The organism is Sphingomonas sp. CFBP8993 (assembly GCF_034044895.1).
Classification (GTDB): Bacteria; Pseudomonadota; Alphaproteobacteria; order Sphingomonadales; family Sphingomonadaceae; genus Sphingomonas.
Window position 1 is genome coordinate 377276 of sequence record NZ_JAXCWU010000002.1, and the last position, 19566, is coordinate 396841.

Sequence of the window (19566 nt, forward strand, 5' to 3'; positions counted from 1 at the left end):
CGGCGCCTTTCTCGCTCGCCCGATGAATTTTCCCTCCCTGTGAGGAAAGCAAAATGAACGAACTGACCAACTTCGCCAATCCGGTGGCCAAGCCGGAAACCTTCGACCAGATTCAGATCGGCATCGCGTCGCCCGACAAGATCCGTTCCTGGTCGTTCGGCGAGATCAAGAAGCCCGAGACGATCAACTATCGCACGTTCAAGCCGGAACGTGACGGCCTGTTCTGCGCGCGCATTTTCGGTCCGATCAAGGATTACGAATGCTTGTGCGGCAAGTACAAGCGCATGAAGTACAAGGGCATCGTCTGCGAAAAGTGCGGTGTCGAGGTTACGGTGTCGAAGGTCCGCCGCGAGCGGATGGGCCATATCGAACTGGCCGCCCCCGTCGCGCACATCTGGTTCCTGAAGTCGCTGCCGAGCCGCATCGGCCTGCTGCTCGACATGCAGTTGAAGCAGCTCGAGCGCGTGCTGTACTTCGAAGCCTATATCGTCATCGAGCCGGGCCTGACCCCGCTGGAGAAGTATCAGCTTCTCACCGAGGACGAGCTGCTCGACGCGCAGGATGAATATGGCGAGGACGCCTTCTCGGCCGGGATCGGTGCGGAAGCGGTCCGCATCATGCTCGAGAATCTCGACCTGGAAGGCGAGAAGGTCACGCTGCTCGAAGAGCTGGCGACGACCAAGTCGGAGCTGAAGCCCAAGAAGATCATCAAGCGGCTGAAGGTCGTCGAGAGCTTCCTGGAATCGGGCAACCGTCCCGAATGGATGATCCTGGAAGTCATTCCGGTCATCCCGCCCGAGCTGCGCCCACTGGTGCCGCTGGACGGTGGCCGCTTCGCGACCTCGGATCTGAACGACCTGTATCGCCGCGTCATCAACCGCAACAACCGCCTGAAGCGTCTCATGGAGCTGCGTGCGCCGGACATCATCGTCCGCAACGAAAAGCGCATGTTGCAGGAGGCCGTCGACGCGCTGTTCGACAACGGCCGTCGCGGCCGCACGATCACGGGCGCCAACAAGCGTCCGCTGAAGTCGCTGTCCGACATGCTCAAGGGCAAGCAGGGCCGCTTCCGCCAGAACCTGCTCGGCAAGCGCGTCGACTATTCGGGTCGTTCGGTCATCGTGACCGGTCCGGAGTTGAAGCTGCACCAGTGCGGCCTGCCGAAGAAGATGGCGCTCGAGCTGTTCAAGCCGTTCATCTATGCCCGTCTGGACGCCAAGGGTCTGTCGATGACCCTGAAGCAGGCCAAGAAGTGGGTCGAGAAGGAGCGCAAGGAGGTCTGGGACATCCTGGACGAGGTGATCCGTGAGCATCCGGTCATGCTGAACCGCGCGCCGACGCTCCACCGTCTGGGCATCCAGGCGTTTGAGCCGGTGCTGATCGAGGGCAAGGCGATCCAGCTCCATCCGCTGGTCTGCTCGGCGTTCAACGCCGACTTCGACGGCGACCAGATGGCCGTGCACGTTCCGTTGTCGCTGGAAGCGCAGCTGGAAGCGCGCGTCCTGATGATGTCGACCAACAACATCCTGTCGCCCGCCAACGGCAAGCCGATCATCGTGCCGTCGCAGGACATGGTGCTGGGCCTGTACTACCTCTCGCTCGAAAAGCAGAAGGAACCGGGCGAGGGCATGATGCTGGCGGACATGGAGGAGGTCCATCAGGCCCTCTTCGCCGGTGCCGTCACGCTGCACACCAAGATCATCAGCCGCGTTCCGCAGACCGATGAGCAGGGCAACCAGTATCTCAAGCGCTTCGAGACGACGCCGGGCCGCATGCTGCTGGGCGAGACGCTGCCGAAGAGCCACAAGGTGCCCTTCGACATCGTCAACCGCGTCCTGACCAAGAAGGACGTCGGCGAGGTGATCGACGAGGTGTATCGTCACACCGGCCAGAAGGAGACCGTGCTGTTCGCCGACGCGATCATGTCGCTGGGCTTCCGTCACGCGTTCCGCGCCGGCATCTCGTTCGGCAAGGACGACATGATCATCGCACCGGACAAGGATCGTCTGGTCGACGAGACGCGCGATCAGGTGAAGGACTTCGAGCAGCAGTATCAGGACGGCCTGATCACGCAGCAGGAGAAGTACAACAAGGTGATCGACGCCTGGAGCCGTTGCGGCGACCAGGTCGCGAACTCGATGATGAACGAGATCAAGGCGGTCCGGCATTACGAGGACGGCCCGATGGTCGGCCGCGAAAAGCCGATCAACTCGATCTACATGATGGCCCACTCGGGTGCACGTGGTAGCCCCGCGCAGATCAAGCAGCTGGCGGGTATGCGCGGCCTGATGGCCAAGCCGTCGGGCGAGATCATCGAAACGCCGATCATCTCGAACTTCAAGGAAGGTCTGACCGTTCTTGAATACTTCAACTCGACCCACGGCGCGCGTAAGGGCCTGGCCGATACGGCACTGAAGACGGCGAACTCGGGTTACCTGACCCGCCGTCTGGTGGACGTGTCGCAGGACTGCGTCATCATCGAAGAGGATTGCGGCACGACCCGCGCCCTCGAGATGAAGGCGATCGTGCAGGGCGGCTCGACCATCGCGTCGCTTGGCGAGCGTATCTTGGGGCGCACCACGGCCGAGGACATCGTCAACGCCAAGACCGGCGAAGTCATCATCGCATCGGGCGTCCTGCTCGACGAGCCGATGGTCGCGCGGATCGAGGCGGCGAACACCCAGTCGGTCAAGATCCGCAGCCCGCTGGTCTGCGAATCGAAGATCGGTGTCTGCGGCAAGTGCTATGGCCGTGACCTCGCTCGCGGTACGCCGGTGAACATCGGCGAAGCGGTCGGCGTCATCGCGGCGCAGTCGATCGGTGAGCCGGGTACGCAGCTGACGATGCGTACCTTCCACATCGGTGGTGCGGCGCAGTTGAACGAGCAGTCGAACCTGGAAGCGGCGGTGGACGGTGTCGTCCAGTTCCGCGACCTTCGCCTGATCGCCGACCAGCGTGGTCGCCGCGTGGTGCTGAGCCGTTCGGGCGAGATCGCGATCGTCGACATGGACGGCCGCGAACTGTCGGTCGACCGTATCCCCTACGGTGCGTATGTCCTGTTCGACGATGGCCACATCGTGTCGAAGGGCGATCGCATGGCCGAGTGGGATCCGTTCACCATGCCGGTGATCACCGAAAACCCCGGTACGGTGAAGTTCCAGGATCTGATCGAGGGCAAGACCCTGACCGAGCAGGTCGACGAAGCCACGGGTATCGCCCAGCGCGTCGTCACCGAATATCGCGCCTCGACCAAGTCGAAGGAGGATCTGCGTCCGCGCATGACCCTGCTCGACGACAATTCGGGCGAGGCCGGTCGCTACATGCTGGCGCCGGGCGCGACGCTCTCGGTCGAGGACGGCGCACATGTGCAGGGCGGTGACGTTCTGGCACGTGTCGCGCGCGAATCGGCCAAGACCCGCGACATCACCGGCGGTCTGCCGCGCGTCGCCGAGCTGTTCGAGGCGCGTATTCCGAAGGACTCGGCGATCATCGCCAAGGTCTCGGGCCGCGTGGTGTTCGGCAAGGATTACAAGGCGAAGCGCAAGATCGGCATCCAGCCCGAGGATGGCGGCGAGGTCGTCGAGTATCTGGTGCCCAAGTCGAAGGTGATCGACGTTCAGGAAGGCGACTACGTCAAGCGTGGCGACAACCTGATCGGCGGTTCGCCCGATCCGCACGACATTCTGGAAACGATGGGCGTGGAGCCGCTGGCCGAGTATCTGGTCAGCGAAATCCAGGAAGTCTATCGACTCCAGGGCGTGAAGATCAACGACAAGCACATCGAGACGATCGTTCGTCAGATGTTGCAGAAGGTCGAGATCACCGACGGCGGCGACACCACGCTGCTGAAGGGCGAGCAGGTCGATCGCGAGGAAATGGACGCGATCAACGAAAAGCTCGGCGCCAATGAAGTACGTGCGCAGGGCAAGCCCGTCCTGCTCGGCATCACCAAGGCGAGCCTGCAGACCCGCAGCTTCATCTCGGCCGCGTCGTTCCAGGAAACCACCCGCGTCCTCACCGAGGCGGCGGTCCAGGGCAAGCAGGACACGCTGATGGGCCTGAAGGAGAATGTCATCGTCGGCCGCCTGATCCCGGCGGGTACCGGTGCGGGCATGAACCGCCTGCGCGTGGCGGCATCCAGCCGCGACGCGGCGCTCCGTGCGCAGCAGCGCAAGCTGGCCGAGGCGATCATCGCCCCGGTCACCGCCGCCGAAGAGCGTGCCGCCGAACAGGCGCGTTCGGTGCGCGACGCAGGCGGCACCGGCAACGATCCGCTGGCCGAGGTTGCGCCCTCGGGCCAGGGCACGGACGCCGATGCCGGTGAGTATCTGAACGACTGATCCGGCTGACGGATCGGAACACAAGGGCCGCCGTCCGGGCAACCGGGCGGCGGCTTTTTTTGACGCCGATCCGATTGCTTTTTGAGGTGGAACACGGCCCCGGTTGCGGGTCATGATTTGTAACGTGCAAATCAGCGGTTTTGCGCCGAATGGAGGGCGCGCAGGGCCGAGAAGCGGGAACCGAAATGCCCTCCCAACCATATACGAATATTGGAGAAGATCCCGGACGCGCGCGGGTTATTGGCGTGCCGATGGGGCCCCGGAGACCTGAAATGACGTCGCTTGAGATTGACGAAGACTATTTCTACCAACGTGCCGAAACCGAACTCGAACTGGCCCAGAAGGCGACCCACCCTGCCGCGGTTCGAGCGCATTACATCATCGCGAACCACTATCTGGACCGCGTCTATAGCCAGCCCCAATCGGGCGCAGTGATCGAAGCGGCAGAGTAAGTCGAACTGCCCCCTCCAAAAATTGGGGTGGGGCAGTCCGACCCCTTGTGTCGGAACCTGTGCAATTCGGCCCCGATCGGCCAAGAAACGGGATCACCCGGTTTCGCCAATTCGGCGCTTTCAGATGCCCAAAGCGATTCGAGCTTTCTTCCCTATCTGTCGCTGTTTTGCGTGATCAATCGACCGGTATGGGACCGTTCAAACCTTCAAGAGGAGGTGTTGGCGCATAAAATCGCCGGAGGGATTTCGAGCCGGAGAGGGCGACTTTACGAAGGTCCGGGGACGCCTCTTCGCCATCCTCACGGACAACCCCCACTCTTTGCAGGGTCAGGACAGCCGTCGAGCGGCTGAAGCCATGGGGCGAACGCGGCAATCTTATCCTGCCTGATGTCGCGGGCTTCCAAACGTCATCCCATATCATCCCGATCGCAGACCTGACGGCGTCGCGCTCCTCTCGATCATGTGGCGGCGCGCCGATATTGACGATCGCTCAGCCTCCAAAAAGCCATGTCGCTGGAACTCCACGGCAAATCTTCCCTGTCCCACGACACCCGAAAAGCGGCGCTCGACAGCCATTGGGACGGTGCCTAGGCGACCGGCATGACGACCATCCGTTCGACCCTCTTGCCGCTCTGGTCATCCCGCTCGACCCGATCATTCGCCTTTGCCGCCCTGTGGTTGGCGACTTTCGCGCTGGCCCTGTTCGTCGTCTTCCGCGTCCCGATCGCCAGCGGCTTCGACCTGGGTTTCGGCGAGCGTGGCGATGCGCTGATCGAGATGACCATCCTCGAGCATTGGCGCAATGTCTGGGCGGGGGTGTCGCTATGGGACCGCGGTTTCTACTTCCATCCCTATGGCGACACGCTGGGGTATAATGACGGCTATTTCCTCTATGGCCTGTCCTACTCCGTCTGGCGGATGCTGGCGGATCCGTTTCACGCCGACACGCTGAACATCCTGACCTTCAAGGCGATCGGTTTCGTCGGCGCCTATGCGCTGGTCCGGCGCGGCCTGGGATGGGGGCGCGGCGCGGGGCTGTTCGTCGCGGCGGGCTTTACGATCGCGAGCAACATCTCGCTCCAGGCGGTCCACGCCCAGTTGCAAAGCGTCGCGCTATTGCCGGTCGCCATGCTGCTGGCGATCGCCTGCGTCCGCGCCGAGATCGGCGGTCGCCGCCGCCGTGCGCGAGAGATGGCCGTCGCACTCGCCGCGTTGATGGCGGCCTGGCTGATGACCTCTTATTACATGGCCTGGTTCACGATCTTCTCCGCGTGCCTGTTCGTCCTGTGCTGGGCGATCCTGAGCGATCATGCTCGGCCGTCGGCGATGCTGGGGCTGGTCCGCCGCCATGCGGGCACGATCGCCTGGGGGCTGGGCAGCTTTGCGGTGCTGATCCTGCCGTTCCTCGCCGTCTATCTGCCCAAGCTGCGCGAGACGGGGGGCGAGGGCTATTATGAGATGCTCGGTTATCTCGTCACGCCGGTGATCGACATGGTCAATGTCGGGCCCGACAATTACCTGTGGGGGTGGCTGTTCCGCCCATTGCTGGCGTTGGTGCACCAGCTGCTACCCGACGATCCCGCACTGCCCGGCCGGGTGTTGCGCGGCGAGCATGAGGTGGGGTTCCCGCCCGTCTTCTGCATCCTGCTCGTCATCGCCGCGTGGCGCATCCTTCGCCGTTATCCGGTGGGTGAGGGGGGAATCCCCTCGGTGACGTGGCGCGCCTTTACGCTGGCGATGGTCGTTGCCTGGGCGTTAACGCTGCAATTCTGGGTCGCATCGCCGTGGAACCTCGTCTTCTTCCTGGTGCCCGGCGCCAAGGGCCTGCGGGTCGTATCGCGTTACCAGCTGTGGCTGACGCTGCCGTTCCTGCTGATCATGGTCTTTGCCTGGCGCGCGCGGATGGCGGCGCTGTTGCGTACCCGGCCTTGGTGGGGCGTGGCGATCGTCGCGCTGCTGATGGCCGAGAATCTGAGTGCGGAAACCGCCGCCCAGCTCAGTCGCCGCGAACAGCGTGCCGCGCTCGACGCGATCCCGCCGCCGCCGTCAGGTTGCGCGAGCTTCTATGTCGTCGCGTCGCGAGTGGGTGAGCGGACCTACATCAATGCCGAGTTGAACGCGCTGTACCCGCACAATGTCGATGCGATGTTCCTGGCCGAGCAGTGGCGGGTGCCGACGATCAACGGCTTTTCGACCTTCAACCCGCCGGACTGGAATTTCGCCGACCCGCTGCGGGGCGATTACGACGCGCGAGTGGCGCGCTATCTGGCGCGCCATGGACTGCGTCAGGTCTGTCGCCTCGACATGCGACAGCGGCAGCCTTGGTCGAGAATCTAGGGCCAGTCGACATTCATCTCAAAGGCGAGATGGCAGGCCGAAGGTGTCCTCGCCTGAGCAAGTGGTCAAATCTCGCGACCAGCGACACCTCTCCACCGCCCCCCTTACAGGGGAGGAATTTCGGGGGAGCATTGATCCTCGCTAAACTTCGGGATTCTGACGAGCGGACGCTGGCATTGATCGGGCCATCGCCCAAAAGAAAAGGGCGACCCCGCAAAGGGGCCGCCCTTTCTTTCAGCTCGCCAAGCGAACGGGTGCGGGGGTTGCTCCCCCGCAGTCCGATTACTTGAGCTCGACGGTCGCGCCGGCTTCTTCGAGCTGCTTCTTGATCTTCTCGGCCTCGTCCTTGGCAATGCCTTCCTTGACGGGCTTCGGAGCGCCTTCGACCAGCGCCTTGGCTTCGGTCAGGCCCAGGCCGGTGATCGCGCGGACTTCCTTGATGACGTTGATCTTCTTGCCACCGTCGCCGGTGAGGATCACGTCGAATTCGGTCTTCTCTTCAGCGGCCGGAGCGGCAGCGCCGCCAGCGGCAGGCGCAGCTGCAACAGCAGCGGCGGCCGAGACGCCCCACTTCTCTTCGAGCATCTTCGACAGCTCGGCGGCTTCGAGGACGGTCAGCTCGCTCAGCTGGTCAACCAGCGCGTTCAGGTCTGCCATGTTCTTATCTCCAATACGGGCCGCATGAATTGGCCCGAGTGTGTCAGTTCAATCGTGTACGCCCGAAGATCAGGCGGCTTCCTTGTCCTTGTCGGCATAGGCCGCGAGGACGCGGGCGATCTGCGCCGCGGGAGCCTGGGTGATGGTTGCCAGCTTCGTGGCAGGTGCCACGATGAGGCCGACAATCTTCGCCCGGAGCTCGTCCAGCGAGGGCAGAGTCGCCAGCGCCTGCACGCCTGCGACATCAAGGACGTTCGCACCCATCGATCCGCCGACGATCTCGAACTTGTCGGTCGTCTTGGCGAAATCCACGGCCACCTTGGCGGCGGCCACGGGATCGATCGAGCTGGCGATGCCGACGGGACCCGTCAGCATGTCAGCGACACCGGCATAGTCGGTGCCCTGGGCTGCGATCTTGGCAAGCCGGTTCTTCGAGACCTTGTAGGACGCGCCGGCTTCCCGCATCTTCGTGCGCAGGGCCGTCGACTGGGCGACGGTCATGCCGAGGTTGCGGGTGATGACCACCACGCCGACCTCGTTGAAGTTACGGTTCAGTTCGGCGACGGCCTGGGTCTTTTGATCGCGATCCATGCCATTCTCCATGGTTGGAACGGCCGCGAACGACCATCCCGGTTGCTTGACCGGGGGGTGTGACCACCCCTCGGGGTGTCCAGCGATGGGGAATGGGCAACCGACGCGTGAGAAACGCGGGGCAGACCGGGCGGGACCAGCAAGTGGCACGACCGGCAAAATCCTTTTCCCCGTCTCGGCAGGAGATTAAGCTAGGGCATATTCCCCGGCACCTGCTGTCTTGGACGGAATCCGAACGGGCAAGCCCGCCGGATGCGGGGCTGCCGTTAGGCCAGCCGGGACGGCGAGTCAAGCGCTGCCGCATGATGAAGCCTATGTCATCATCGAGTCATGCCAGGGTCATCCAGATGACGTCGAAATGAAGCTTGCGTGACTTGGTTGCGCGGCAAAGCCCGCCACACTGACCGCAGCACTCCTCGCGCGGTACCGGGGGATTTTCCATGTCGGATATCAACAACCTGGTCGCCTATGACGATGGCGACATCGATACCAACCGCTCGACCAACACGCATATGAGCGATCTGATCGCCACGCGCCTGTCGCGTCGCCAGACGCTGCGCCACGGCGTGTCGGCGATGACCACCGCGCTGTTCGGCGGCGCGCTGCTGGCGGGTTGCGACGACGAGAACCCGCAGGGCGTCACCGCGACCGCGGCGGGCAGCACCGCCAGCGTGGCGGCGGGCCGCCCGGTCACGCTGACCGGCACCGTCGGCACCGGACAGGTCGCCAACGTCAACTGGAGCCAGACGGCGGGCCCGTCGGTCACGCTGACCAACGCCAACCAGCTGGTCGCCTCGTTCCGCGCGCCTGCGGTCGCGACCGCGACGCAGCTCGCCTTCAAGCTGGAGATCACCAGCCGCGACGGCGTCGTCACCAACAACACCGTCACCGTCACGGTGACCCCGATCGCGCTCGACTTCACCGCCGTGCCGCACAGCTTGGCCGACATCGTCACCGTGCCGTCGGGCTATAGCGTGACCGTGCTCTATCGCCTGGGCGATCCGATCAGCGGCAGCGTGCCCGCCTTCGCCAATAACGGCACCGACACCAACTATGCCCAGCGCGCGGGCGACCATCATGACGGCATGAGCTATTTCGGCCTGGCGTCCACGGGCACCAATCCCGATCCGAACAGCAGCACGCGCGGCCTGCTGGTCCTCAACCACGAGAACATCACCCAGCTCTATCTGCACGCCAATGGTCCGACGCCCAGCCCGCGTCCCGAATCGGAGGCGATCAAGGAGATCGAGTGCCACGGCGTCTCGGTGGTCGAGGTCACGCGTGCGAACGGCACCTGGGCCTATGTCCAGGGCTCGGCGCTGAACCGTCGTATCACGCCCAACACGCCGATGGCGTTCAGCGGCCCGGTCAAGGGCGCGGCCTGGCTGAAGACCGTCTATTCGACCGATGGCAGCATGGGGCGCGGCACGATCAACAACTGCGCCAATGGGACGATGGCGTGGAACACCTATCTGACCAACGAAGAGAATTGGGCGGGCTATTTCCGCCGTACCGCCGGTGACGCGGCGGTGCGCACCGCGACCAGCGCGAAGCAGAATGTCTCGCTGGCCCGCTATGGCATCACCGAGGGGCGCTCGGGCAATTATGGCTGGACGACGGTGACGCCGTCGGACGCGTCGAGCACGGTCTTCCGCCGCTGGAACGCGACCGCCAACGCGGCCCTCGCCGCCGACGGCACCGCCGACTTCCGCCACGAGCCGTTCCAGTTCGGCTGGGTGGTCGAGATCGATCCGTTCAACCCGACTTCGACCCCGCGCAAGCGGACCGCACTGGGCCGCATGAATCATGAAGGCTGCCAGAACGGCCGGATGATCGCGGGCGTCCGCCCCGCCTTCTACATGGGCGACGATGCGCAGAACGAATATATCTACAAGTTCGTCTCGGCGACGCCGTGGAGCGCCGCGGACGCCAGCGCGACCGACCGTCTGGCGGTGGGCGACAAGTATCTCGACAACGGCACGCTCTATGTCGCCAGGTTCAACGCGGACGGCACCGGCATGTGGATGCCGCTGGTGTTCGGCCAGAACGGGCTGACCAGCTCGAACAGCGTCTATCCCTTCGCCGACCAGGCCGATGTCCTGATCAACACGCGGCTCGCCGCCGACGTGCTGGGCGCGACTAAGATGGACCGGCCGGAATGGACCGCCGTGAACCCGGCGACCGGCGAGATGTACTGCACGCTGACCAACAACGCCTCGCGCCGTCCGGTCGCCTCGGGCAATCTGACCGCCGTCGATGCGGCCAACCCGCGCGCCTATGTCGATCCGCCCTCGACCTCTGTCGGCAACCGCAACGGCCACATCATCCGCATCCGCGAAGCGAACGACACGACCGAGGCGACCAGCTTCACCTGGGACGTGTACGCCTTCGGCGCGGGGGCGGACCTGGACCCGACCAACATCAACCTGTCGGGGCTGGACGCGACCAACGACTTCTCGTCGCCCGACGGCCTGTGGTTCAGCCTGCCGAGCAACGTCGCGGGCCAGCAGACGCCGGTGATGTGGATCCAGACCGACGACGGTGCCTTCACCGACGTCACCAACTGCATGATGCTGGCCGCGATCCCCGGTCGGGTCGGCGATGGCGGCACCCGCTCGGTGACCAGCAGCGCCGGCGGGTCGTCCGCGACGGTCACCACCCGCATCGGCAAGGCGCCCGGCGTCACACTGAAGCGTTTCCTGGTCGGCCCGAAGCAGTGCGAGATCACCGGCATCCACTCGACGCCGGACGGCACCTCGGTCTTCGTCAATATCCAGCATCCGGGCGAGGATGCCAGCAGCCCGGCGGCCCCGACCAGCAACTGGCCCGACAGCCAGGGCGGCAGCGCGGCGGCGACCATCCGCCCGCGTTCGGCTACCATCGTCATTACCAAGAATGACGGCGGCGTGGTCGCGATCTGATCGGCTGAGCGTATCGTGAGCCGGAGGGGGCGGGAAGGTGATTGCCTTCCCGCCCCCTTTCGCGTTCAAGGCGGACGCGAAAGGGCAGGTGCATGACGACGACACGGCGTGAGGTGATGGCGGGCGCGGCGGCGATCGGGCTGGGCTCGGTGGTTTCCCCGGCGATGGCGCGGCTGCCGGGCGGCGATCGGCTGATCGCGGGCACCTACGCCAATGAAGGCGGCAAGGGGATCTACCCGATCGTCGATGGTCGGGTGGGGGCGCCGGTGACGGGGATCGTCAACGCCTCCTACGGGGTCGGCAACGGGCCCGGCGGCGCCTTCTACCTGCTGCGCGAACAGACCGAGGGACAGGTGAAGGGCTATGGCCCCGGCTGGAAGGTCCGGGGTGGCGCGTCGACCGGCGGCGCGGACCCGTGCCATGTCGCGCTGGACCGTAGCTCCGCCTGCCTTGCGGTCGCCAATTATTCCAGCGGATCGGTCGCTTTCTATCAACTCGATCGCAAGACCGGCGTACCGGGTGAAGCCAGGGTCTTTCAGCATCAGGGCAAGGGCCCCAATGCCGAGCGTCAAGCGGGCCCGCACGCGCATTGGGTGGGGTTCAGCCCCGACCGGCGCTGGCTGCATTCGGTCGACCTGGGGGCGGATGCGATCTTCGCCTATCGCTTCGATCCGGTCGCGCGGACGCTGGCCGAGCCGGTCATCGCCTGGGTCGCGCCCGCCGGGGTGGGGCCACGCCACATGGTCCGCCACCCGACCCTGCCGCGCGCCTATGTCGCCTGCGAGTTGCAGACCCGGCTGTTTGTGCTCGAGGCGCTGCCCGATGGCCGTTTCCGAACGATCGGCGAGCGGACGCTGGTGCCCGAGGGCGGGCCTGCCTCCTACGCGGCGCATATCGCGATCGATCGGGCGGGGCGGACGCTCTATGTTTCCAATCGCGGGACCGACGTCATCACCGTCTTCGCCTTGGATGCGAAGGGCGAGCCCAGCCTGGTGCAGCATGTTCCGACCGGCGGCCATTGGCCGCGCTTCTTCCTGCTGCGTGATGGGCGTGGGGAGATGCTGGTGGCGAATGAGCGGTCGGGGACGGTCGTGGCGTTCCGCATCGCCCCGGACGGCCGCTTGACCCCGACCCGCCGAAGCATCGCGATTCCCGGCGTGGTCTTCCTGGCCGAGGTCTGAGGCGCGCTCAGCCCTTGCCACGTAACACGCCCCTCCCGCATGCGGGAGGGGATGGGGGAGGGTAAGGTGTCTCACCGAGGCTATCGCTCGTGGCCGAGCCCCCACCCCAAGCCAGTTTCAGGTAAACGATACCCGGCATCGTTTACCTGAAACTCCCCTGCCGGGAGGAGGGGCCCAAAGCCAAGTCGTTGTTCCTGATGACGGGTTACGTCCTTGCATGACGATCATTGTCCCCCCAACGACAAAACCCATCATGCGCTTCTTCCAACCCCTGCTCGCTGGAGCCACGCTGTCCGGCCGCCTGATCGCCTGTACCGGCGCGGTCATCGGCATCGCGCTGACCATCATCGTCTGCGGCGGCCTGCCCTCGCTCGGCCCGGACCTGCCGATCATCGTCGCGCCGCTGGGCGCCTCGGCGGTGCTGGTCTTTGCCGTGCCTGCCAGTCCGCTGGCCCAGCCCTGGTCGGTGGTCGGCGGCAATGTCCTGTCGACGCTGGTCGGGGTGGCGATGTTCCAGGCGATCCCCTCGCTACCGCTGGCGGCAGGCTGTGCGGTCGGGGGTGCGATCCTGGTCATGTCGCTCGCGCGCTGCCTGCATCCGCCGGGCGGGGCGGCGGCGCTGACCGCCGTGATCGGCAGCCAGGGGATCCACGCGGCGGGCTTCGCCTTCGCCTTTGCGCCGGTGGCGATCAATTCGATCGCGCTGGTGGCGCTGGGCATGTTCTTCCACCGGGCGACCGGGCGCGGCTATCCGCACGAACCCGCGCTCGCCCCGCCGGTCGACGATGCCGCGCGCATCCGGGCGGAGGATGTCGATGCCGCGCTGGAGGACATGCACGACAGTTTCGACATCGCGCGCGAGGACCTGGACACGCTGCTCGCCCATGCCGAGCGACATGCGCGAGCGAGGGTCGGAGGCGCTCGCGGAGGGTGAGGGGCGTGGCCTTCGACCGCGCTCGAGCGGAACGGCAGTCGCACACCAACAAAAAGGCCCGCCCCTCGATCCGAGGGACGGGCCTTCTCCATTAACCGGTCAGGTCGATCAGCGATACTTGCCGCTGAACGAGATACCGATGATGCGCGGCTCGTTGAACACGGCCGCCATGTAGTTTTCGATCACGCCCTTCAGGTTCTTCTCGTTCGTGATGTTGCGCGCGAAGACCGACAGGCTCCAGGCGTCGCCCGGCGCCGAATAGCCGACGCTCAGGCCGCCCTCGAAATTGCCGTTCGAGGTGAACTCCTTGGTTCGGTACAGGACGAAGTTCGTATAGCCCTGCAGGTTCCAGTCGGTCGAGATGAACGCCTTGCCGCCATCGGCCAGCGGCACGTCATACTTGGCCGCCAGGTTGACGTTGTATTCCGGCGCGTTGGGCAGCGGGTTGCCGTTGATCGGCACGAAGAACGCCTTGGACCCGAAGATCGTGCGCGTCGTCACCGGACCGTTCAGCACGGTGCAGACCATCACGCCGTTCAGGCCGCAGGTCTGGACGCTGACATTGCGGTCCCGGATTTCCGAGTGGAGCAAGCTGACGCCCGCCGACAGCGCCAGGTTGCGCACCGGCAACCATTCGGCATCGGCTTCCAGGCCGTAGGCGACCGCCTTGTTGGCGTTGAGCAGCACGCCGTTGCCGTCCGAATCATTGCCGTTCAGCTGGATGTTCTTCACGCGGTAGGCAAAGGCCGCCGCGTTCAGGCGCAGCGTATTGTTGAACAGCTTCGACTTGAAGCCGGTCTCGAACGACAGGTTCGTCTCCGAACCGGCGGTCGAGAAGTCCGAATTGAACACCGCCGAGCGACCCTGGATCGTCGGGCCACGGAAGCCCTGCGCTGCACGGACATAGACGTTCAGGTTCGGATTGACCTCATACAAGGCCGACAGGTCCCAGCTGGGCTGGGTGTCCGACAGGCGCACGTCGCGGCGGCCGAGATAGCGCACGCCACCATCGGGACGGCCTGGTGCCTTGAGCAGCTGGGTCCGCTTGGTGTCTTCGCTGATCCGGCCACCGGCGGTCAGGGTCAGGCGATCGGTCGCCTGGTAGCTGACTTGGCCGAACACGCCCCACGAGGTGTTGACGTCGTGCAGGCGGACCCAGTTGTCCGGATTGTTCGTGTTCGGATTGCCCGGTGCCGCGGGGTTATAGGCGGGCAGCAGGAAGAAGCGGCGCTGATAGAAGTCGGTGATGTCGCGGCTGTCGAAATAGATGCCGCCGACCTGCCACTTGAACGGGCCGGTGCCGTTCGAAGCGAGGCGGACTTCCTGCGTCCACTGGTCGAGCCCGCGAACCTGGCCCTGGCTGAGACCATAGCCGTTCGGCACGCCATTGACGGGGAAATTCGCCGCAGCGCCGCCATCGGTGTCGCCCTTACTGAAGCCCGCCGTCGTTTCATAGGCGGTGATCGAGGTCAGCTCGGCCGCGCCCAAATTCCAGGCGGCACGCAACGAGGCACCCTGCGTGTCATAGGACTGCGGGTTGCCGCGACCCTCGTCATAGGCGACGCGGTCGCGTGGCTCGGCCGACACGTCGCGCGAACCCTTCGTCAGGGCACCGCGGTGGAACAGCGTCGAGGTGCCGTCATACCAGCGGGCATGGCCCGACAGGTTGAACGACAGCGTGTCGGTCGGGGTGAGGAGCAGCTGGAGGCGCACGTCGCGCTCGGTGAAGCCGCCCATGGCGTTGTTCTTCGGGGTCAGCGTGCCGTCGAAGCTGTTGCCCGAATAGGTGTTGTCGACCCAGTTGTCGCGGTGCTGCACCAAGGCCGACAGGCGGAAGGCCAGCACGTCGCGGATCAGCGGGCCGCCGACACCGGCATCCATGCTGATCGTGTTATAGCTGCCGATCGAGGCGGTCGCGCGGCTCTGGAAGGTCTGCGTCGGCTTGATCGTGTCGAACTTGATGATGCCCGCGGTCGTGTTGCGACCGAACAGCGAGCCCTGCGGACCGCGCAGCACTTCGACCTGGTCGACGTCGAACACCGGGTTCGACTTCAGCACGACATGCTCCAGGACCACATCGTCCTGGATGATCGACACCGGCTGCGACGCGCCGAGATAGAAGTCGATATTGCCCAGGCCGCGAATGTAGAAACGCGGGAAGATACGCCCGGTCGTCGTCTCGGCATACAGGCCGGGGACGCGGCCCGACAGCGCCAGGATATCCTCGCCACCCTGCTGGAAGGTGCGCAGGTTCGACCCGCTGACCACGCCGACCGACACCGGCACGCGGTTCAGGCTTTCCGAACGGCGCTCGGCGGTGACGACGACGTCGCCCAGGCCCTGCTGCTCGCCCTGCGCCTCTGCGGCGGCGGCGGTGGTTGCGCCCTGATCGGCGGTCTGCGCCATGGCCGGCACGGCGGCCAGCGTACCCCACGCGGCGCCCAGCAGCGCCGCGGTCTTGATAACGGACTTCATATATTCCCCACGCTCCGGCGGGCGTTCATGGCGCCCGACTAATTGCTATTCTCCCGGTAGGCCGGGCGGTTAGGGATGCATTATGGCGCTCGCGTGACAGAGGTGATGCGGGCATGTCACACTATCGGGCGAAAGCGTATGCGCGGGGCCGTGCAACGTTCGATCCTTTGCCGCATTCTGGCGCTGCGGCCGTTTCGACGGTGCAACAGAAAGGGGAGCGGCATGGCGGACGGACGAACGCAACGGGCGGCGGGCGAGGGTATGCTGGCGCGGATCGCCCTGCGCTTCACCGGCTGGGCCGAGCGGTGGTTCCCCGATGCCTTCATCTTCGTCGCCATCGCGGTCGTCGTGGTGGCGGTCGCGGCGCTGGCCAACGGAGCCTCCGCCCCCACGGTGGCCAAGAGCTTCGGCGACGGTTTCTGGACGCTCATTCCCTTCACCATGCAGATGGCGTTCGTGACGATCGGCGGATACGTCGTCGCCACCTCCGCGCCGGTGCAGCGGCTGATCGACTGGCTGGCAAAGCGGCCGCGCAGCGCACGGGGGGCGATCGGGATGATCGCGCTGGCGACGATGCTGTCCTCGCTGCTCAGCTGGGGATTGAGCCTGATCTTCGGCGGGCTGCTGGCGCGTGCCTGTGCCCGCCGCCTTGACCTGCGCATGGATTACCGCGCGGCGGGGGCGGCGGCGTATCTGGGGCTGGGCGCGACCTGGGCGATGGGGCTCTCCTCCTCGGCGGCGCAGTTGCAGGCGAACCCGGCCAGCCTGCCGCCTGCGCTGCTGCCCATCACCGGCGTCATCCCGTTCAGCCAGACGATCTTCCTGTGGCAGTCGATGCTGATCGCGGGCGTGCTGGTCGTCCTGTCGACCGTCATCGCCATGGCCTCCGCCCCCGGTCGCGAGGCGGCCGTCACGGCGCAGGACATGGGCATCGACCCGGCGCGCGAGGACGACGCCCTGCCACCGCGCACCCAGCCGGGCGAATGGCTGGAACATGCGCCGCTCGTCACTGTCCTGATCGGCCTGCTGGCGGCGGGCTGGCTGGTGCAGGAGTTCGCGGGGGCGGACTGGATGGTCGCCATCTCCAACCTGAACACCTACAACTTCCTGTTCCTGATGGCGGGACTGGTGCTCCACTGGCGGCCCAAGCGCTTCCTGATCGCGCTGTCCCGCGCGGTCCCGGCGACGGCAGGTATCCTGATCCAATATCCCTTCTACGCCGCCATCGCCGCGATGCTGACGGGCGCGAAGAACGGGGCGGGGATCGGCGTCGCCGACCAGATCGCGCACGCCTTCGTCGCGCTCAACACGGCGGCGACCTTTCCGCTGACCATGGGTGCCTATTCGGCGATCCTGGGCTTCTTCGTGCCGTCGGGCGGCGGCAAGTGGCTGCTCGAGGCACCCTATGTGATGCAGGCGGCCAACGAACTGCACGTCCATCTCGGCTGGGCGGTGCAGATCTATAACGCGGCGGAGGCGCTGCCCAATCTCATCAACCCGTTCTGGATGCTGCCGCTGCTCGGCATATTGGGACTGAAGGCGCGTGATATCGTGGGGTTCAGCTTTTTGCAGCTGCTGGTCCATCTGCCGGTCGTGCTGTTCCTGCTCTGGGCGCTGTCCTTCACATTGCCTTATCAGCCGCCGGTCCTGCCATGACTGCGGCTGATGACCCGAGTGTCACATTGGTGTAACAGCGTTTTGCTTGACGGAGGGGCCGCGACTGGTCAGGGGGGCGACGTTCGTGCCAACCTGGGTCCATGACCATTTCGCGGTCCGGCGTTTCGCCGTGGCCCGATCGGCCATGGGTAAAGACCACGCACGGTTTCGGATCACTATCGGGGTTACCGACTGATGTTCGCCTGGTTCCAACGCCTCCTGCCGAAGACGGGGAATTTCTTCGAGCTGTTCGAGGCGCAAGCCGCCACCATCCTGGCGGGGGCGGAAGCCACCGTCCGTCTTTTCGACGCCAAGGGCCACACCGCCGACGAGATCGCGGTCGTCGCCGCGCGCGAGCATGACGCCGACGAGATCACGCGCCAGGTGCTGACCTCGGTGCGTTCGACCTTCCTGACGCCTTTCGACCGCGCCTCGATCACCTCGCTGATCGGTTCGATGGACGACACCATCGACGAGATGCACGCCGCCGCCACCGCGATCGGCCTGTACCGCCTGACCAGCTTCGCGCCCGAAATGCGCGAGATGGCGGCCGTCGCGGTCGAGGCGGCCCGGCTGACCGTCGAGGCGATGCCGCTGATGCGCGACGTCGCGCGCAACGGCGACCGCCTGCACGCGCTGACCGAGGAACTGGTCCGCCTGGAGGGCCGCGCCGACGAGATGCACGCGGCGGGCCTGAAGCGCACGCTGGACGAATGCGGCGAGCGCGACACGCTGCGCTTCGTCATCGAAAAGGAAGTGTACAAGCATCTGGAGCGCATCCTCGACGCGTTCGAGGATGTCGCCGACGAGATCGACGGCATCGTCATCGACCACGCCTGAGGCGAGGGACATGCACGAACTCGCCTTTCCGTTGCTGGCCGGCCTGATCCTGGTCGCGCTGGCGTTCGATTATCTCAACGGCCTGCATGACGCGGCCAACTCGATCGCCACGGTGGTCGCGACCCGGCTGTTGTCGCCGGTCGCCGCCGTGGGTTTTGCCGCCTTCTTCAACTTCGCGGCCTATTTCCTGACCGTCGCCTTCCCCAGCCTGCACAAGGTGGCGGAGACGGTCGGCAAGGGCCTGATCGCCCAGGACGTGGTGACGCCCGCCGTCATCTTCGGCGCACTGGGCGGGGCGATGGCGTGGAACGTCATCACCTGGCTGCGCGGGATCCCGTCGTCGAGCAGCCATGCGCTGGTCGGCGGCCTGATCGGCGCCGGTGTCGCCCATGCGGGCATGGGCGCGGTCCAGTGGGCGGGCCTCAACAAGACGCTGCTCGCCATCGTCCTGTCGCCGCTGCTCGGCATGATGCTGGCGATGCTGGTCATGCTGCTGAGCAGCTGGGCGCTGCGCCGCTCGACGGCGGGGCAGGCGGAGCGCAGCTTCCGCGCGCTGCACCTCGTCTCCTCGGCGGCCTATTCGCTCAGCCACGGTCTGAACGATGCGCAGAAGACGATGGGGATCATCACGGTCCTCCTCTATTCGACCGGCCGTCTTACGGGACCGTTCGAGGTGCCGCACTGGGTCGCCATCTCCTGCTATGTCGCCATGGCGCTGGGCACGATGACCGGCGGCTGGAAGATCATCGAGACGATGGGCAGCCGCATCACCAAGCTGTCGCAGCATCAGGGGTTCAGCGCCTCGACCGCGGGTTCGATCGTGATCTTTTGCGCCTCGGCGTTGGGGATTCCGGTGTCGACCACGCACACCATCACCGGCTCGATCATCGGCGCGGGCGTGGCGCGGCGCGCTTCGGCGGTGCGATGGGGCGTGGCGGGCAATGTGGTGATCGCCTGGATCATCACCATTCCGGCCTCCGCGGCGATGGGGGCAGGCTTCTACCTGCTGACCAAGCTGTTCTGAAAAGGGGGGGGGCGAGGGCCTCCCCTTTTTCGTTGGGGGGCAAATCCTGTTCTCCGTTCAGCCTGAGCGTAGTCGAAGGCCAAGGGATTCGGTTCGCGCAGAGGCGCGGAGGACGCAGAGGTGGCGTAGCCCGATATCAATATTTTCGGCACCCCGGC

Annotated in this window: 12 protein-coding genes; 9 read left to right on the forward strand and 3 right to left on the reverse strand. The window is 65.5% G+C overall.

Features of this window, described 5'->3' with window-relative positions:
- Positions 1-53: 53 nt before the first annotated feature.
- The 3 genes from rpoC (at position 54) to SOM26_RS04935 (ending at position 7129) form a co-directional block, all read left to right on the forward strand.
- Positions 54-4340, forward strand: coding sequence for a DNA-directed RNA polymerase subunit beta' (gene rpoC / locus SOM26_RS04925; protein ID WP_320451621.1), 4287 nt, complete (start codon positions 54-56; stop codon positions 4338-4340).
- A 272-nt stretch (positions 4341-4612) separates the two neighbouring features.
- Positions 4613-4792: a hypothetical protein gene (locus SOM26_RS04930; RefSeq protein WP_320451622.1), complete on the forward strand. Its 180-nt coding sequence runs from the start codon at positions 4613-4615 to the stop codon at positions 4790-4792.
- Positions 4793-5392: 600 nt separating this feature from the next.
- A complete protein-coding gene (locus SOM26_RS04935) occupies positions 5393-7129 on the forward strand; it encodes a hypothetical protein (protein ID WP_320451623.1) in 1737 nt (578 codons plus the stop codon).
- A gap of 282 nt (positions 7130-7411) precedes the next feature.
- Here the strand turns inward: SOM26_RS04935 and rplL are convergent, their stop codons facing one another.
- Entirely contained in the window at positions 7412-7786 is a 375-nt protein-coding gene (gene rplL / locus SOM26_RS04940) for a 50S ribosomal protein L7/L12 (protein ID WP_007403895.1), read from the reverse strand.
- Between the two features lie 69 nt (positions 7787-7855).
- Positions 7856-8377, reverse strand: a complete 522-nt coding sequence (gene rplJ, locus SOM26_RS04945; protein ID WP_175313710.1) for a 50S ribosomal protein L10 — start codon at positions 8375-8377, stop codon at positions 7856-7858.
- A gap of 440 nt (positions 8378-8817) precedes the next feature.
- Here rplJ and SOM26_RS04950 point away from each other — a divergent pair, with 440 nt between their 5' ends.
- From SOM26_RS04950 to SOM26_RS04960, 3 genes are all read left to right on the forward strand, one after another.
- Positions 8818-11298, forward strand: coding sequence for a PhoX family protein (locus tag SOM26_RS04950; RefSeq protein ID WP_320451624.1), 2481 nt, complete (start codon positions 8818-8820; stop codon positions 11296-11298).
- 92 nt (positions 11299-11390) lie between these two features.
- Positions 11391-12479 carry a lactonase family protein gene (locus SOM26_RS04955; RefSeq protein ID WP_320451625.1) on the forward strand — a complete coding sequence of 363 codons (1089 nt, stop codon included), beginning with the start codon at positions 11391-11393 and terminating at the stop codon, positions 12477-12479.
- A gap of 253 nt (positions 12480-12732) precedes the next feature.
- Positions 12733-13413 carry an HPP family protein gene (locus SOM26_RS04960; protein WP_320451626.1) on the forward strand — a complete coding sequence of 227 codons (681 nt, stop codon included), beginning with the start codon at positions 12733-12735 and terminating at the stop codon, positions 13411-13413.
- 108 nt (positions 13414-13521) lie between these two features.
- Here the strand turns inward: SOM26_RS04960 and SOM26_RS04965 are convergent, their stop codons facing one another.
- Positions 13522-15888, reverse strand: a complete 2367-nt coding sequence (locus SOM26_RS04965; RefSeq protein WP_320451627.1) for a TonB-dependent receptor — start codon at positions 15886-15888, stop codon at positions 13522-13524.
- Positions 15889-16110: 222 nt separating this feature from the next.
- On the opposite strand from SOM26_RS04965, the gene SOM26_RS04970 reads away from it, so the two are divergent.
- From SOM26_RS04970 to SOM26_RS04980, 3 genes are all read left to right on the forward strand, one after another.
- The gene (locus SOM26_RS04970; RefSeq protein ID WP_320451628.1) at positions 16111-17544 is read left to right on the forward strand and encodes a short-chain fatty acid transporter; all 1434 of its coding nucleotides are present in this window, start codon (positions 16111-16113) and stop codon (positions 17542-17544) included.
- A 195-nt stretch (positions 17545-17739) separates the two neighbouring features.
- Complete coding sequence (locus tag SOM26_RS04975) at positions 17740-18384, forward strand: DUF47 domain-containing protein (RefSeq protein ID WP_320451629.1); 645 nt, start codon at positions 17740-17742, stop codon at positions 18382-18384.
- 10 nt (positions 18385-18394) lie between these two features.
- Positions 18395-19408: an inorganic phosphate transporter gene (locus tag SOM26_RS04980; RefSeq protein ID WP_320451630.1), complete on the forward strand. Its 1014-nt coding sequence runs from the start codon at positions 18395-18397 to the stop codon at positions 19406-19408.
- Positions 19409-19566 lie beyond the last annotated feature (158 nt).

What these genes read in the sequence shown, in the direction of transcription:
- rpoC (WP_320451621.1), top strand. Translation starts at nt 54, where the DNA reads ATGAACGAACTGACCAACTTCGCCAATCCGGTGGCCAAGCCGGAAACC.
- SOM26_RS04930 (WP_320451622.1), top strand. Translation starts at nt 4,613, where the DNA reads ATGACGTCGCTTGAGATTGACGAAGACTATTTCTACCAACGTGCCGAA.
- SOM26_RS04935 (WP_320451623.1), top strand. Translation starts at nt 5,393, where the DNA reads ATGACGACCATCCGTTCGACCCTCTTGCCGCTCTGGTCATCCCGCTCG.
- rplL (WP_007403895.1), bottom strand. Translation starts at nt 7,786, where the DNA reads ATGGCAGACCTGAACGCGCTGGTTGACCAGCTGAGCGAGCTGACCGTC.
- rplJ (WP_175313710.1), bottom strand. Translation starts at nt 8,377, where the DNA reads ATGGATCGCGATCAAAAGACCCAGGCCGTCGCCGAACTGAACCGTAAC.
- SOM26_RS04950 (WP_320451624.1), top strand. Translation starts at nt 8,818, where the DNA reads ATGTCGGATATCAACAACCTGGTCGCCTATGACGATGGCGACATCGAT.
- SOM26_RS04955 (WP_320451625.1), top strand. Translation starts at nt 11,391, where the DNA reads ATGACGACGACACGGCGTGAGGTGATGGCGGGCGCGGCGGCGATCGGG.
- SOM26_RS04960 (WP_320451626.1), top strand. Translation starts at nt 12,733, where the DNA reads ATGCGCTTCTTCCAACCCCTGCTCGCTGGAGCCACGCTGTCCGGCCGC.
- SOM26_RS04965 (WP_320451627.1), bottom strand. Translation starts at nt 15,888, where the DNA reads ATGAAGTCCGTTATCAAGACCGCGGCGCTGCTGGGCGCCGCGTGGGGT.
- SOM26_RS04970 (WP_320451628.1), top strand. Translation starts at nt 16,111, where the DNA reads ATGGCGGACGGACGAACGCAACGGGCGGCGGGCGAGGGTATGCTGGCG.
- SOM26_RS04975 (WP_320451629.1), top strand. Translation starts at nt 17,740, where the DNA reads ATGTTCGCCTGGTTCCAACGCCTCCTGCCGAAGACGGGGAATTTCTTC.
- SOM26_RS04980 (WP_320451630.1), top strand. Translation starts at nt 18,395, where the DNA reads ATGCACGAACTCGCCTTTCCGTTGCTGGCCGGCCTGATCCTGGTCGCG.